The sequence below is a fragment of the Pasteurella oralis genome, assembly GCF_042681465.1.
GTDB lineage: Bacteria > Pseudomonadota > Gammaproteobacteria > Enterobacterales > Pasteurellaceae > Pasteurella > Pasteurella oralis.
Genome location: NZ_JBHUFP010000005.1, coordinates 62666 through 76579 on the forward strand (window position 1 = coordinate 62666; position 13914 = coordinate 76579).

Sequence of the window (13914 nt, forward strand, 5' to 3'; positions counted from 1 at the left end):
TTTGTCTCAAAAAACATTAATCTAAGGAGAAAATTATGGCATTAGGTTGGTACGAACTTAAATTAGCAAAAGATGGTCAATTCATGTTCAATTTGAAAGCGGCAAATAGCCAAGTGATCTTAACTAGTGAGCTTTATCGTTCGCGTGCTGCTGCTGAAAATGGAATTGCATCTGTACAAAAAAATGGGTCAGACGAAAAGAATTTTGAAGTACGTGTTGCTAAAAACGATAAGCCATATTTCGTCTTAAAGGCAAAAAATCATCAAGAAATTGGTCGTAGCCAATATTATGCCTCTAACGTATCTGCGAAAAAAGGTATTGGTTCAGTGATGAAAAATGCAGCTACAACTGTTATTAAAGATCTCACGGTAGAAGCCTAATTTAGCGAGTGAAAAAATTTGCGAGTGTATTCACATTCGCAAATTTTTTGTCCGTTTTTTGTTCCATTATTTTTTTATTTTTTCTTTCCACTTCGTTTTATAAAAAATAGTCGCTTTTTCGTTCTTTCTTTTGTATAATCTCGCGACCCTGTGAATGTGTTGGATTTCCCACCACACATTATTTTATCGAGATCGCACTCGAAGGGGTGTCTGATTAAGATTCATGGTTGTGTTTAGTGATAAACACTGGGTATTAATAATATTATTTTGGTAATTAATTAATGAAAACTTTTGTAGCAAAACCAGAAACGGTTAAACGCGACTGGTATGTAGTAGATGCGACAGGTAAAACTTTAGGTCGTTTAGCGACTGAATTAGCAAGTCGCCTTCGTGGTAAACATAAAGCTGAATATACTCCACACGTTGATACAGGTGATTACATCATCGTTATTAATGCGGATAAAGTCGCTGTAACAGGTAACAAAGAAAGCGATAAAATTTACTACTGGCACACTGGCTATGTAGGCGGCATTAAACAAGCGACTTTCAAAGAAATGATCGCACGCCGTCCTGAAGCAGTGATTGAAATTGCGGTTAAAGGTATGTTGCCAAAAGGTCCATTAGGCCGCGCAATGTATCGTAAATTAAAAGTGTATGCAGGTTCAGAACATAACCATGCTGCACAACAACCACAAGTTTTAGATATTTAATCACGAGGTTTAGGATATGGCAGAGAATCAAAACTACGGCACAGGTCGCCGCAAAAGCTCTTCAGCTCGTGTATTCATCAAACCGGGCAGTGGTAAAATCACTATCAACCAACGTGAGTTAGACGTTTATTTCGGTCGCGAAACAGCGCGTATGATTGTTCGTCAACCTCTAGAATTGGTTGAAATGACTGAGAAATTAGACCTATATGTCACTGTTAAAGGTGGCGGTATTTCAGGTCAAGCGGGTGCAATCCGTCACGGTATCACTCGTGCATTAATCGAATATGATGAGAGCTTACGTTCTGTATTACGCGCAGCAGGTTTTGTTACCCGCGATGCACGTCAAGTTGAGCGTAAAAAAGTGGGTCTACGCAAAGCACGTCGTCGTCCACAATTCTCAAAACGTTAATTTTATATTTTACGTTTTATATTCAAATTGCAAGTCCTTTGGGGCTTGCAATTTTTTTGTCTAAAGAAAAATTTACGATAATCTTTGGAAATCATTATGTGATTTATGGTAGAATAAACGCCCATTTTTTATATGATATTATGCCGAAAATACGGCACAGTTTAATCGATTTTAATTCATTTTAGAGCTGTCGGAGGAATAGATGACAAGCGCTGCAAATAAACGTTCAATAATGACACTTTTTTCAGATAAAACAGATATTTATTGCCATCAAGTACGTATTGTATTAGCAGAAAAAGGTGTTGCTTATGAAACGGAAGTTGTAGATCCTCAAGTTGTATCAGAAGATTTAATGGAATTAAATCCGTATGGCACGTTGCCGACATTAGTTGATCGTGATTTAGTCTTATTTAATTCACGCATTATCATGGAATATCTTGATGAGCGTTTTCCACACCCACCATTAATGCCAGTTTATCCTGTGGCGCGTGGTAAAAGTCGTTTATTAATGTTACGTATTGAGCAAGATTGGTATCCTGCATTAGCAAAAGCAGAAAAAGGCACTGATACAGAGCGTGCAACTGCATTAAAACAGTTAAAAGAAGAAATTTTAGCGATTGCACCTATTTTTACTCAAATGCCTTATTTTATGAGTGAAGAATTTAGTTTAGTGGACTGTTATGTTGCGCCGTTATTATGGCGTATGCAGGAATTAGGTGTAGAGTTTAGTGGTGCTGGTAGTAAAGCAATTAAAGCTTATATGTCTCGTGTGTTTGAACGTGATTCATTTATGCAATCTTTAGGCGCTTCTGCACCCAAAAATTTAATGGATGAGAAATAATTTAACATGGAATACAAAGTATCCCCAAAACGCCCTTATTTATTACGTGCCTATTATGATTGGTTAGTCGACAATAATTTCACGCCTTATTTAGTGGTCGATGCTACTTATCGTGGTGTTAAAGTGCCTGTTGAATATGTGAAAGATGGCCAAATTGTGTTAAATTTATCTGTGAATGCAACAGGTAATTTACATTTAACGAATGATTTTATTCAGTTTAGCGCACGTTTTCGTGGTATGCCAGAGGATATTTATATTCCAATGGGTGCGGCTCTGGCTATTTATGCTCGTGAGAATGGCGATGGTGTGATGTTTGAGCCTGAAGCAATTTATGATGAGCTGGATAGGGTGAGTGTAGAACAACCCTTAAGTTTTGTTGAAGCTGTGGATAAAGCAACGATAGAAAGTAAAGCACATAAAAATGAGCATGAAGTAGAGAAGAAAACAGATAAAAAAGCGGCTTCTCATTTGAGAATTATAAAATGATTTGCTTTTAAGCATGGTTTAAAAGATAAAAAAGCACTATCTCATTTAGGAATAGTGCTTTTTTAGTATAAATAACAGTAAATTATTGTGTCATTTTTGCAACATTTTTGAGGAACCCTTGCGCACTGGTGTAAATTTCGCTTTTATTTTGTGCTGCAAGAATCATATCTGACATTTCTCTAAACGCGCCTTTTCCTCCAGCAAGATGTAATACATGATCTGCTTGCTGTTTCACGTAAATGGGCGCATCATTTACTGCGAAAGTTAAGCCACAAACAGCAAAGGCTGGTAAATCAACGCTATCATCACCAATATAGGCAGTTTGTGACGCTGAAACATTGGCTTGCCGCATTAATTCAACACAAGCACTTTCTTTTTCAAGTTTGCCTAAGAAGGATAATTTAATTCCTAAATCTGCAATACGTTTACGTAGAATTGGGGAATCTCGACCTGATAACACGGCCACTTGAATGCCTGATTCTATTAACATTTTAATGCCCAGTCCATCACGAACATGAAAGGTTTTAATTGCTTCACCATTCGCATCATAATGTAATGAGCCATCTGTTAGTACGCCATCAATATCAGTAATAACAAATTTAATTTGTTTTAATTTTTCCGTTAACATTAGCTTGAGAACTCCACTAAACCTACTACGTTATTTTCGTCATTAACAACGACTAAAGAATGGATTTTTTGTGCCTTCATAAAGTTTTCTGCATCTGATAAATAAGTATCTTGATGGGCTGTTTTGGGTTTCGATGTCATCAGATCTTGAGCATTTTTCTTTAATGTTTTCTCTCCGTTAGCGCTCAGCGCACGGCGAATATCCCCATCAGTGATGATACCTTTTAATTCACCTTGTTCCATGACAAGGGCAACCCCCATTCTGCCTTCATTCATAATTGTTAAACAATCAGCAAAAGAGGTTTGCATTGTAGTGATTGGAAGACGAGTTTGCATTTGATCTTTAACACGGCAGAGTAAGCGACGTCCTAAGCTACCACCAGGATGGAATTTAGCAAAATCAGCAGGTTGGAAATCTCTTGCTTTAATTAGTGAAACTGCGAGCGCATCACCTAATGCCATTGTCACTAGCACCGAAGTTGTTGGTGCGAGATTGTTAGGGCAAACTTCGCGTTCAACACTGATATCTAGTACATAATCAGCGTGTCTAGCAAGAGTAGAATGCAGATTTCCTGTTAATGCAATGATTTTATTGCCAAAGTTTTTTAGGCTTGGGATCAATTTGTTGACATCGTCTGTCTCGCCACTATAAGAAATCAACATGACAATATCAATTGGCTTAAGCATGCCTAAATCGCCATGAAATGCCTCAGTTGGATGTAAAAAGAAACTTGGTGTGCCTGTTGAAGCGAAGGTCGCAACCATTTTTTTACCGACTAAGCCTGATTTACCAATTCCACCGATCACCAAACGCCCTTCACAATGTAACAACAACTCTACGACATCAGTGAATTGTTTATCAAGTCGTTGGCTTAACCGAGCAAGTGCTTGTTCCTCTACAGCAAGCGTTTCTTGGGCAATTTTTAAGTAATCCATTTCGATTCCTTCAGTGACACGAAAAGTTGGTTAATTATAACATAAAGTCTGTTTTAAGTCGTAAAGTGAATAAAGTGCGGTCTATTTTTAGTAAATTTAATAATGCTGTATTTCTGTATGAAATTCCGTTATACTGCGCCACTTGAGTTGGTCAGGCAATCGCTGGTTTATTGAAGCCCTTAACCGTCTTATGACGACCTAGTGGGACAAGTAAACGAGAGGAAAGTCCGAGCTACATAGGGCAGAGTGCCAGATAACGTCTGGGAGGCGTGAGCCTACGACAAGTGCAACAGAGAGCAGACCGCCAGTTTTTAACTGGTAAGGGTGAAAGGGTGCGGTAAGAGCGCACCGCATGACTGGTAACAGTACATGGCAGGGTAAACTCCACTCGTAGCAAGACCAAATAGGAATCCAATGAGTGGCCCGTTCAGGATTCGGGTAGGTTGCTTGAGCGTGCGTGTGAACGTACGCCTAGAGGAATGATTGTCCACGACAGAACTCGGCTTATCGACCAACTCAACTTTTTTTAAAATAGTGCTTTGACTGCTTTAATTTTATTGAAGTCACTAATCCAAATTTTTTGATCATCTTCTGCATTTGCGCCCATTACTGCATCTGACTGCCATTTCATTTGGCTTAAGCGATAGCTTTTACCTGATAAATGTAATTCTTGTATCCCTGTGTTTTTAACTAACGTTTGCGCATTTTCTGCATTAACTCCTGCGCCAGCCATGATACTAATTCGATTATCGGCTTGTTCAACAAGCTGTTTAAGTAAGCCTTCTCCTTGCGGTGCAGTGTTTTTTTGACCAGAAGTAAGAACACGTTCACAACCCAGTGCAATAAGCTGTTCTAAACTGTCGAAAGGGTGATGGCACAAGTCAAAAGCACGATGAAAAGTAACACCTAAACCCTCTGCCGCATTTATCAGTGTTTCACAAATTTTTACATCAATTTCAGCTTGTGCTGTCAATGCGCCAATCACTACGCCTTTTGCACCAAGTGCTTTGACAATTTGAATATCTTCTACCATCATTTGTACTTCATAGCGGTTGAAAAGAAAATCACCTGCGCGAGGTCGAATCATGACATAACATGGAATTTTGCTAAAATTGACCGCACTTTTGATCAGTGAATATTGTGGTGTGACACCACCAATCGCCAAACAGCTGCATAATTCTAAACGATCAGCGCCAGCTTGTTCTGCACTGAGTGCTGATTCAATATTATCAATACAGACTTCAACTTTCATGATGTCTCCTTTTATATAATAAAAAAGAGGCACAATCGCCTCTTTCTTTATTTGGTTGAGTAATAACCTGCCATTGCACTATAAACCGCATTCTCTTGCTGAATTAATTGATATTTCGCATTTAAAATCGCAATTTGAGAATCGTTTTCTGTGTTTGCTGCACTTAACCAATCTCGCAATTGTGACACGCCAGCATCGTAACGATTTTTATAATATTGTGTAATGCGTTTATTATAAGTATAGGCTTTTTGTAAGTTAGCAAAATTAGCTTGTGACTGTTGATAAGCAAAATAGTTGGTATCAATTTCATTGAGTGCTGTAGTGATACTTTGCTCATAGTGTAACTTTGCTGTTTCATAGTTCGCTTCAGAAATTTTAACGTTCCATTTCACGGTATTCCAATTTAAGAAAGGCAAATTAATGCTGATTAGACCTGCGCCAATAGGCGTATGTAATGCATTATCCACTTTATTACCTACAGAGGATAAACTTGCACCTAAAGTAATTGTTGGGAACCAGCTTTTTTGCATTGCTTTAGCATCTTTAAAAGCACTGTTTAAACGATATTGCGCGCTTTTAATATCAGGGCGATTAGCAATGGTTGATACTGGAACATTGGTATTAATACTGATAGCTTTAACATTGAGAATACGTGGGAATGCCAGATTAAGCGTATCAGTTGGCTTTAAGTTAAGTAGATCGCGTAAAGTTTGTTCAGCAACTTTTCGTTGAGTTTGATAAGTTAATAATTGATTACGTGCTCTTAATACCGATTGTTGTGCCTGATCTGCACTGGCGCTATCAGTTACACCTAATTTAAAGCGGTTTTGCATGATTTGGCTAATCTGGTTGTAATATTTAATGCTACCTTCAGTTGCTTGAATAGCATCATTTAAAAAGGCAATTTGATAGTAAGTTATAATCACTGAATTAATTAATGCAAGTCGTGTTGCTTCGAGATCTTCAGCGGTGGCTTTGTATGCCCATTCGCCAGCAGAAGCCGCATCCGCTAGACGGCGCCATAAATCTAATGTGTAGCTGACATTTAATGATCCACTGTGAGTGATTCTCGAATTTTCACTATGTTCAATATTACGGCTAGCACTCGATTCAGTTTTTCCACTGAAAGTAGGGACTAGATTTGCGCCCAATAAATTAGCAGAATAGAGAGCTTTATTTACATTAATTGCAGCTTTAGCAAGATTTTTGTTATTTTCTAATGCTTGTTCGATCACTTTATTGAGTTGAGGATCGTTATATAGTCCCCACCAATTTTCTTGTACATTATATTGTTTAGTCAGTTGTTCATATTGTTGGAAATCTTGCTGTGCGGCTTGATAAGAATTGTCAATATTGACACAACCTACAAGGGTAGTTGAAAGTAGGATAAACGTCAGTTGATTTAGTTTTAACATTATTGTTGCCCTTTAAGTGAAAAAGTGCGGTCTGTTTTTACGCACTTTAGATTGAGTAAATTATAACAACTTTCTATTCTCTTGCTAAAGCATTAATTGGATTTAAACGAGCAGCATTTCGTGCTGGCATATAACCAAAAATAATGCCAATTAAACTAGCACATAGAACCGCTGTAATAATCGAAAATGTCGAAAAAATCATGCTAAAATTTGTTGTGAATTGGTTAAACACAAATCCAAATGCAAGGGAGAATCCAATACCAGTGATGCCGCCAATCAGGCAAATCAATACTGCCTCGATGAGAAATTGCTGCAAAATACTTGACTGCCTTGCACCAATCGCCATACGGACGCCAATTTCTTTAGTTCGTTCAGTGACGGAAACTAACATGATATTCATTACACCGATTCCGCCCACTACTAATGAAATCAATGCAATTGAAGAAATTAATAATTTCATGGTATTGGTTGTACTTTCAATGGTTTGTTTTATCGTATCGCTATTTATCACGAAGAAATCTTTTTTACCATGACGTACTGTTAATAGCTGAGTAAGATCTTTTTCAGCGACTTGAGTATTGATTTCATCTTTGATTTTTACTGTAATGGAATCAATTTTGGCATTACCTGAAATTTTATACATTGCTGTAGTATAAGGAAGCCAGATCGTTAAACTGCTATTATTACTACTCATTCCTGCTGGATTCGCTACACCAATAATGCGTAGTGGCTTTTTATTAATCATAATGATTTTGCCTAAAGGTGAGTGATTGTTAAAGACTTGACGTAGTGTATTTGAGTCAATGACTGCCACTTGTGTATTTTGTGCCACATCGTAAGACGTAAATAATTGACCTTGTAGTAAGTTGATGCCTTTGACATCAAAAAATTGTTCATTAACACCTTTTACCTGCGCAGTAAAATTTTGGTTACCATAAGTTAGACTGCCACTGACTGCGCTGTTTGGAGTCACACTTTCAGTATAACTTTGTTTGGCGAGTAGGTTAGCATCACTCACAGTTAAATTTTGCATACGTTCTGCTCGTCTGTCACCAAATCCGGTTCCGTTATAAATATCCATAGTATTCGTGCCAAGTGAACTAATATTTGATAGGATTTTTTGCTGTGAACCATTACCTAATGCGACTACTGAAACAACAGAAGTGATGCCAATAATAATGCCTAACATAGTGAGTAATGAACGTAATTTATGTGCCACAATTGCATTAACTGACATTTTAAATGATTCAATAAATTGATCTTTAATCAAAGTAAAGCGTGTTTTTTGTACTGTTGGCGTTGTTAATTTTTCAGCAACCCAATTGGATTTTTGTTGGTCTTGAATAATAACACCATCTTTAATTTCAATAATGCGATTGGCAAATTGAGCAATCTGTTGATCATGAGTGACCAGAATAATCGTATGGCCTTCATGATGTAGTTGTTGCAGAATTTCCATTACCCTTGTACCACTTTTTGAGTCTAATGCACCAGTGGGTTCATCGGCGAGGATAATTTCCCCACCATTCATTAAAGCGCGGGCAATACTGACTCGCTGTTGCTGCCCGCCAGATAATTGGTTAGGTTTATTGACTAACTTATCCTGTAAACCTAACTTTTCTAATAAATCTTTAGCACGTGTAAGGCGTGTCTTTTGGTCAATGCCAGCATAAATTGCAGGCAAGGCAACATTTTCTAAAGCAGTTAAAGTAGAAAGTAAATTATAACGCTGAAAAATAAAGCCAAATTTCTTTTGTCGTAAATCAGAGAGTGCATCTTTATCAAGGTAGCTGACTTCCTCATTTGCAATTTTATATGAACCAGAGCTGGCACTATCTAGACAGCCAATGATATTCATCAGAGTTGATTTACCAGAACCAGAGGCACCGATGATAGCAATGAAATCTCCTTTTTTAATCTCTAAATTGATATTTTTAAGCACTTGGGTACGATAGTCACCTTCACCAAAAAATTTATTGAGATCTTTGATTTGAATAATTTGCATAAAGTCGACCGCACTTTTAGAACATTCTTGCACGACGAATCGTGTTGCCTACTTGTTCGTCACTGGTGAGTTGCGAAGAAATTACTTTTTCACCTTCCTGTAATCCTGACAAAATTTGAGTATTGAGATCATCATTAAGACCAATAATGACCTCACGTTTTTCTACTTGATTGTCTTTGAGTACCTGAACAAATACTTTGTTACTTTCTGGTTTTAAAGTTGAGGTTGGGATAAACAGAGTGTCTTTTACCTCAGCAACTAAAATTTGAGTTTGTGCAGTCATACCAATACGCAGCTTATTATCTGGATTATCAACAAGTGCATTGGCATAAAAATAGACGGCTTTTGTATTAGCAACTGATTCTGAGTATTCATTATCAGTTAATGTTGTCATTGCAGGATCAATTGCATTGATGACTGTCATGTATTGAATTGTTGGCTCAGCTAACGTTGAAAAAATAATCGGCATACCAACGCTGACTTTCGTAATGTCACCTTCTGAAATTTCGGGTTTGATTTGCATTTTACTCACATCTGCCACTTGGATAATAGTTGGTGTCGTTTGGTTTGCATTAACTGTTTGTCCTTCAGAAACAGGGATAGAAATCACTGTACCAGTAATCGGTGATAGGATTTTGGTGTAGCCTAAATTGGTTATTGCTGTATTCACTTCAATTTCAGCTTGCTTAATTGCCGCTGTAATTTCTTGGATAGCAGCTTGTGCGACAGCAAAAGTATGCTTGGCATTATCCAATTCTGTCAGGCTAATTGCTTTTTGGCTATACAATTTTTTGCTGCGTTCGTAACTGGATTTAGCTATGTCATAAGCCACATTTTTCGCATTAAGTTGAGCTTGATAAGAGGTTAACTTGGCTTGTGCAGTATCTAAATGGTTATGTTGTGTTTGTGAGTCAATTTCTGCAATGAGATCGCCTTGTTTAATTTGTTGCCCAAGTTTGACATGTATTTTTTCTATTTTCCCAGATGCTTGTGCACCGACCTCAACACGTTGATAAGCTCTCAACGTACCAGTTGCAATAACGGATTTTTGTAGATCACCGCGTTTCACTGTTTCTGTAAGATAAGTGATTTGATTGTTTTGATTCGCATTAAATAAATAAAATCCGCCAATAAGAATCGTAATAATGATGGCGCCGCTAATCAGATACTTTTTATTCATTGTTGTTTCTCTAGAGTAGGGTAAGTTCCTTAAAAGATACAAATATTAGCTTAAGAAAATATGAAGCCATTACACTGAATGAACGTTCGTTCATTTTATCATTAAAACAAAAAATAGGAAGTACGAAATAAGAAGAAAACAGACCGCACTTTTGTATTCTGTAGGTAAACAAGGTAGAATAAACAACATTTTTCATAGCAAAATATTTATTGAAATTTGAGGTCAGAATGAGTAACCCAATTGAACGTGTAGAAATCACTGAAAACGCAGAAAAACGCCCCACTAATTTTATTCGTCAAATCATTGATGAAGATCTAGCTTCAGGTAAGCACCATAGCGTTCAAACACGTTTTCCGCCTGAGCCAAATGGTTATTTACACATTGGTCATGCCAAATCGATTTGTTTAAATTTTGGTATCGCTGAGGACTATCAGGGATTATGTAATTTACGTTTTGATGATACTAATCCTGTAAAAGAAGACGTGGAATATGTGGATTCAATTAAGCAGGATGTTGAGTGGTTAGGTTTTAAATGGGAAGGACAACCGCACTATGCGTCAGATTATTTTGACCAATTATATGGTTATGCTCTTGAGCTGATCAAAAAAGGTTTAGCCTATGTTGATGAGCTTTCGCCAGAAGAAATGCGTGAATACCGTGGCACATTAACTGAGCCAGGGAAAAATAGCCCATATCGCGATCGTTCAGTGGAAGAAAACTTAGCGCTGTTTGAAAAAATGAAAAATGGCGAAATTGAGGAAGGTAAAGCCAGTTTACGTGCCAAAATTGACATGGCATCACCGTTTATGGTTATGCGCGATCCTGTGTTATACCGTATTAAATTTGCAAGCCATCATCAAACGGGTGATAAATGGTGTATTTATCCAATGTATGATTTTACTCATTGTATTTCTGATGCAATTGAACGTATTACGCATTCTCTTTGCACGTTAGAATTCCAAGACAACCGTCGTTTATATGATTGGGTGTTAGACAATATTTCAATTGAACGCCCATTACCACATCAGTATGAGTTTTCACGTTTAAACTTGGAAGCAACCTTAACGTCTAAGCGTAAATTATTACAATTAGTAAATGAGGGGATTGTAGATGGCTGGAATGATCCACGCATGCCAACAATTTCAGGTTTACGTCGTCGTGGTTATACACCCGCTTCAATTCGTGAGTTTTGCCGTCGTATTGGCGTGACAAAACAGGAAAATACAGTTGAGCTGAGCGCATTAGAAGCTTGTATTCGTGAAGATTTGAACGAAAATGCACCACGAGCAATGGCAGTGATTAACCCGTTAAAAGTAGTCATTGAAAACTTTGGTGACAAAGAAATATTACAAGCTCCAAATCATCCTAATCGTGAGGAACTTGGGCAGCGCGAATTGCCATTTACTCGTGAAATTTATATTGATCAAGCCGATTTTCGTGAAGAAGCAAATAAGCAATATAAACGTCTTGTTTTAGGCAAAGAAGTACGTTTACGTAATGCTTATGTCATTAAAGCAGAACGTGTAGAAAAAGATGCTGATGGTAATATTGCTATAGTGTACTGTAGCTATGATCCTGATACGCTAGGTAAAAATCCTGCGGATGGACGTAAAGTCAAGGGCGTTATTCAGTGGGTATCCGCAGAAGATTATTTGCCTGCTGAATTCCGCCAATATAATCGTTTATTTACTGTCACAAATCCGGGAGCTGTGGAAGATATTCATGAAGTACTTAATCCAGATTCATTAGTGGTAAAACAGGGTGTTGTAGAGAAAAGCCTAATTAATGCGCAGCCAGAGCAAGCTTATCAATTTGAACGCGAAGGTTATTATTGTGCAGACAGTAAAGATAGTCGTCCTGAACATTTGGTCTTCAATTTAACTGTGAGTTTAAAAGAAGGATTTTAATTTTTCTTCTACTTAGCTTGATAAAGAGCGCAAAAATGCGCTCTTTTTTGTTTACTAAATAAGAGTAACTTTGGTGCTTAAAATAGATAATTTTTATTTAAACTTTCTATTTTTAGTTTTAATTTAATTAAATTGAGATTTTTTAGTTAGAAATAAAAAAATGCTCTATTCCATTTAATAAAGCGATTACAATAATCGACTTTGTGAAATTGCGTTGAATAAGGAAAAGATAAATGGAACTATTTTCTAGTTTTGTTGATTTCGTTGAACAGGCATTAGTATGGTTTGTAGAAAAGGTAGATGGACCATTATGGGATATTACCATTGTCACTTTATTGGGCGTAGGTTTATTTTTTACGATTACCACAGGTTTAGTACAACTTCGTTTATTGCCACGTAGCCTACGTGAAATGTGGTCTGGACGCAGCGCAGAAGGCAATTCATTAACACCGTTTCAAGCGTTTACTACTGGTTTAGCGAGTCGTGTTGGTGTTGGTAACATTGGTGGTGTGGCAACTGCAATTGCTATTGGTGGTGAAGGTGCCGTCTTTTGGATGTGGGTAACTGCCTTAATTGGCATGAGTAGTGCTTTTGCGGAATCTTCACTTGCGCAATTATTCAAAGTGAAAGAGCCTTGCGGATTATATCGTGGTGGACCTGCTTATTATATTACCAAAGGATTAAAAGCACCTTGGTTAGGTGTACTATTTGCAATAAGCTTAATTTTTACGTTTGGTTTTGCTTTTAATGCGGTACAAGCAAACGCTATTGTTGAAGCAACCCGTAATGCATGGCATTGGAAGTCAGAATATGTCGGGCTGCTATTAGTAGCAATTACTGCATTAATTATTTTTGGCGGCGTCAAACGCATTGGCGTAGTCAGTGCGAAATTAGTGCCTATGATGGCATTATTTTATTTAGTTATTGCACTTATCATTCTGACGATGAATATGACTGCAATACCGATGATCATTTCACGTATTGTTTCAAGCGCCTTTGATTTTAGTGCTATGGCAGGGGGCATGTTTGGTGCAATTTTCTCTAAAGCCATGTTAATGGGCGTAAAACGAGGTTTGTTTTCTAATGAAGCAGGGATGGGATCAGCACCAAACTCAGCAGCAACTGCGGATGTTAAACATCCAGCAAGCCAAGGGTTAATCCAAATGTTAGGCGTTTTTGTCGATACCATTATTGTATGTAGCTGTACTGCAATTATTATTTTATTATCCGATAACTACGGCAGTGAGTCTTTAAAAGGGATTTCATTAACTCAAAATGCGTTGCAATATCATGTAGGTGATTTTGGTCTGCATTTCTTAGCTTTTATCTTATTCTTATTTGCATATTCATCAATTATTGGTAACTACGCTTATGCAGAAAGCAATATTCGTTTCATTCGTAATAGACCTCTATTTGTTTTAATTTTCCGTTTAATTGTTTTGTTCTTCGTTTATTTCGGTGCAGTAAATCACGCGAATATTGTGTGGAATTTTGCTGATACCGTGATGGCGATTATGGCAATGATTAACCTCGTGGCTATTATTTTATTAGCACCAGTTGTTTGGCTAATTTTGAAAGATTACCAACGTCAAGTGAAGGTAGGACAAGAGCCTGTATTTAAAATTGAGGATCATCCTGAGCTATTAAAACGAGGTATTGATAAAGATATTTGGTCATAATCAATTATCACTAAAATAGCTTTAAATTTGACCGCACTTTTGGGAAGATTATATTATCTTAAAAGTGCGGTCTTTTTTTTAGTAATA

At 37.2% G+C, this 13914-nt stretch carries 13 protein-coding genes and 1 other RNA gene; 8 read left to right on the forward strand and 6 right to left on the reverse strand.

The window, feature by feature from the left end; all coding sequences use genetic code 11:
* Positions 1-35: 35 nt before the first annotated feature.
* The 5 genes from ACFSAV_RS04395 to ACFSAV_RS04415 all read left to right on the forward strand — a co-directional run bounded on the left by ACFSAV_RS04395 (position 36) and on the right by ACFSAV_RS04415 (position 2826).
* Positions 36-380 carry a YegP family protein gene (locus ACFSAV_RS04395; RefSeq protein ID WP_101775122.1) on the forward strand — a complete coding sequence of 115 codons (345 nt, stop codon included), beginning with the start codon at positions 36-38 and terminating at the stop codon, positions 378-380.
* 281 nt (positions 381-661) lie between these two features.
* On the forward strand, positions 662-1090 hold the full coding sequence (rplM, locus tag ACFSAV_RS04400) for a 50S ribosomal protein L13 (protein ID WP_379096655.1): 429 nt from the start codon (positions 662-664) through the stop codon (positions 1088-1090).
* Positions 1091-1106: 16 nt separating this feature from the next.
* Positions 1107-1499, forward strand: coding sequence for a 30S ribosomal protein S9 (gene rpsI / locus ACFSAV_RS04405; RefSeq protein ID WP_101775121.1), 393 nt, complete (start codon positions 1107-1109; stop codon positions 1497-1499).
* A 202-nt stretch (positions 1500-1701) separates the two neighbouring features.
* Positions 1702-2340 (forward strand): stringent starvation protein SspA, encoded by a 639-nt coding sequence (gene sspA, locus ACFSAV_RS04410; RefSeq protein WP_101775120.1) that lies wholly within the window; start codon positions 1702-1704, stop codon positions 2338-2340.
* Positions 2341-2346: 6 nt separating this feature from the next.
* Positions 2347-2826 (forward strand): ClpXP protease specificity-enhancing factor, encoded by a 480-nt coding sequence (locus ACFSAV_RS04415; RefSeq protein WP_379096658.1) that lies wholly within the window; start codon positions 2347-2349, stop codon positions 2824-2826.
* An 82-nt stretch (positions 2827-2908) separates the two neighbouring features.
* Here the strand turns inward: ACFSAV_RS04415 and ACFSAV_RS04420 are convergent, their stop codons facing one another.
* A complete protein-coding gene (locus tag ACFSAV_RS04420; protein WP_379096661.1) occupies positions 2909-3454 on the reverse strand; it encodes a KdsC family phosphatase in 546 nt (181 codons plus the stop codon).
* A complete protein-coding gene (locus ACFSAV_RS04425; RefSeq protein WP_379096664.1) occupies positions 3454-4389 on the reverse strand; it encodes a KpsF/GutQ family sugar-phosphate isomerase in 936 nt (311 codons plus the stop codon). The genes ACFSAV_RS04420 and ACFSAV_RS04425 overlap by 1 nt, the downstream gene beginning before the upstream one ends.
* 143 nt (positions 4390-4532) lie before the next feature.
* On the opposite strand from ACFSAV_RS04425, the gene rnpB reads away from it, so the two are divergent.
* Positions 4533-4912, forward strand: an RNA gene (gene rnpB, locus ACFSAV_RS04430) — RNase P RNA component class A.
* Between the two features lie 3 nt (positions 4913-4915).
* On the opposite strand, the gene ACFSAV_RS04435 is transcribed toward rnpB, so the two are convergent.
* The 4 genes from ACFSAV_RS04435 to ACFSAV_RS04450 form a co-directional block, all read right to left on the reverse strand.
* Complete coding sequence (locus ACFSAV_RS04435) at positions 4916-5641, reverse strand: copper homeostasis protein CutC (RefSeq protein WP_379096667.1); 726 nt, start codon at positions 5639-5641, stop codon at positions 4916-4918.
* 47 nt (positions 5642-5688) lie between these two features.
* Positions 5689-7056 (reverse strand): toxin/drug exporter TdeA, encoded by a 1368-nt coding sequence (tdeA, locus tag ACFSAV_RS04440; RefSeq protein ID WP_379096670.1) that lies wholly within the window; start codon positions 7054-7056, stop codon positions 5689-5691.
* Positions 7057-7129: 73 nt separating this feature from the next.
* Complete coding sequence (locus ACFSAV_RS04445; protein WP_379096673.1) at positions 7130-9061, reverse strand: MacB family efflux pump subunit; 1932 nt, start codon at positions 9059-9061, stop codon at positions 7130-7132.
* A 16-nt stretch (positions 9062-9077) separates the two neighbouring features.
* Positions 9078-10241 carry an efflux RND transporter periplasmic adaptor subunit gene (locus ACFSAV_RS04450; protein WP_379096676.1) on the reverse strand — a complete coding sequence of 388 codons (1164 nt, stop codon included), beginning with the start codon at positions 10239-10241 and terminating at the stop codon, positions 9078-9080.
* A gap of 227 nt (positions 10242-10468) precedes the next feature.
* On the opposite strand from ACFSAV_RS04450, the gene glnS reads away from it, so the two are divergent.
* Both glnS and ACFSAV_RS04460 read left to right on the forward strand, forming a co-directional pair.
* A complete protein-coding gene (gene glnS, locus ACFSAV_RS04455) occupies positions 10469-12148 on the forward strand; it encodes a glutamine--tRNA ligase (RefSeq protein ID WP_379096679.1) in 1680 nt (559 codons plus the stop codon).
* Between the two features lie 233 nt (positions 12149-12381).
* Complete coding sequence (locus ACFSAV_RS04460; RefSeq protein ID WP_379096682.1) at positions 12382-13827, forward strand: alanine/glycine:cation symporter family protein; 1446 nt, start codon at positions 12382-12384, stop codon at positions 13825-13827.
* Positions 13828-13914 lie beyond the last annotated feature (87 nt).

What these genes read in the sequence shown, in the direction of transcription:
- glnS (WP_379096679.1), top strand. Translation starts at nt 10,469, where the DNA reads ATGAGTAACCCAATTGAACGTGTAGAAATCACTGAAAACGCAGAAAAA.
- rpsI (WP_101775121.1), top strand. Translation starts at nt 1,107, where the DNA reads ATGGCAGAGAATCAAAACTACGGCACAGGTCGCCGCAAAAGCTCTTCA.
- ACFSAV_RS04420 (WP_379096661.1), bottom strand. Translation starts at nt 3,454, where the DNA reads ATGTTAACGGAAAAATTAAAACAAATTAAATTTGTTATTACTGATATT.
- ACFSAV_RS04445 (WP_379096673.1), bottom strand. Translation starts at nt 9,061, where the DNA reads ATGCAAATTATTCAAATCAAAGATCTCAATAAATTTTTTGGTGAAGGT.
- ACFSAV_RS04450 (WP_379096676.1), bottom strand. Translation starts at nt 10,241, where the DNA reads ATGAATAAAAAGTATCTGATTAGCGGCGCCATCATTATTACGATTCTT.
- tdeA (WP_379096670.1), bottom strand. Translation starts at nt 7,056, where the DNA reads ATGTTAAAACTAAATCAACTGACGTTTATCCTACTTTCAACTACCCTT.
- ACFSAV_RS04415 (WP_379096658.1), top strand. Translation starts at nt 2,347, where the DNA reads ATGGAATACAAAGTATCCCCAAAACGCCCTTATTTATTACGTGCCTAT.
- ACFSAV_RS04395 (WP_101775122.1), top strand. Translation starts at nt 36, where the DNA reads ATGGCATTAGGTTGGTACGAACTTAAATTAGCAAAAGATGGTCAATTC.
- ACFSAV_RS04460 (WP_379096682.1), top strand. Translation starts at nt 12,382, where the DNA reads ATGGAACTATTTTCTAGTTTTGTTGATTTCGTTGAACAGGCATTAGTA.
- ACFSAV_RS04435 (WP_379096667.1), bottom strand. Translation starts at nt 5,641, where the DNA reads ATGAAAGTTGAAGTCTGTATTGATAATATTGAATCAGCACTCAGTGCA.
- rplM (WP_379096655.1), top strand. Translation starts at nt 662, where the DNA reads ATGAAAACTTTTGTAGCAAAACCAGAAACGGTTAAACGCGACTGGTAT.
- ACFSAV_RS04425 (WP_379096664.1), bottom strand. Translation starts at nt 4,389, where the DNA reads ATGGATTACTTAAAAATTGCCCAAGAAACGCTTGCTGTAGAGGAACAA.
- sspA (WP_101775120.1), top strand. Translation starts at nt 1,702, where the DNA reads ATGACAAGCGCTGCAAATAAACGTTCAATAATGACACTTTTTTCAGAT.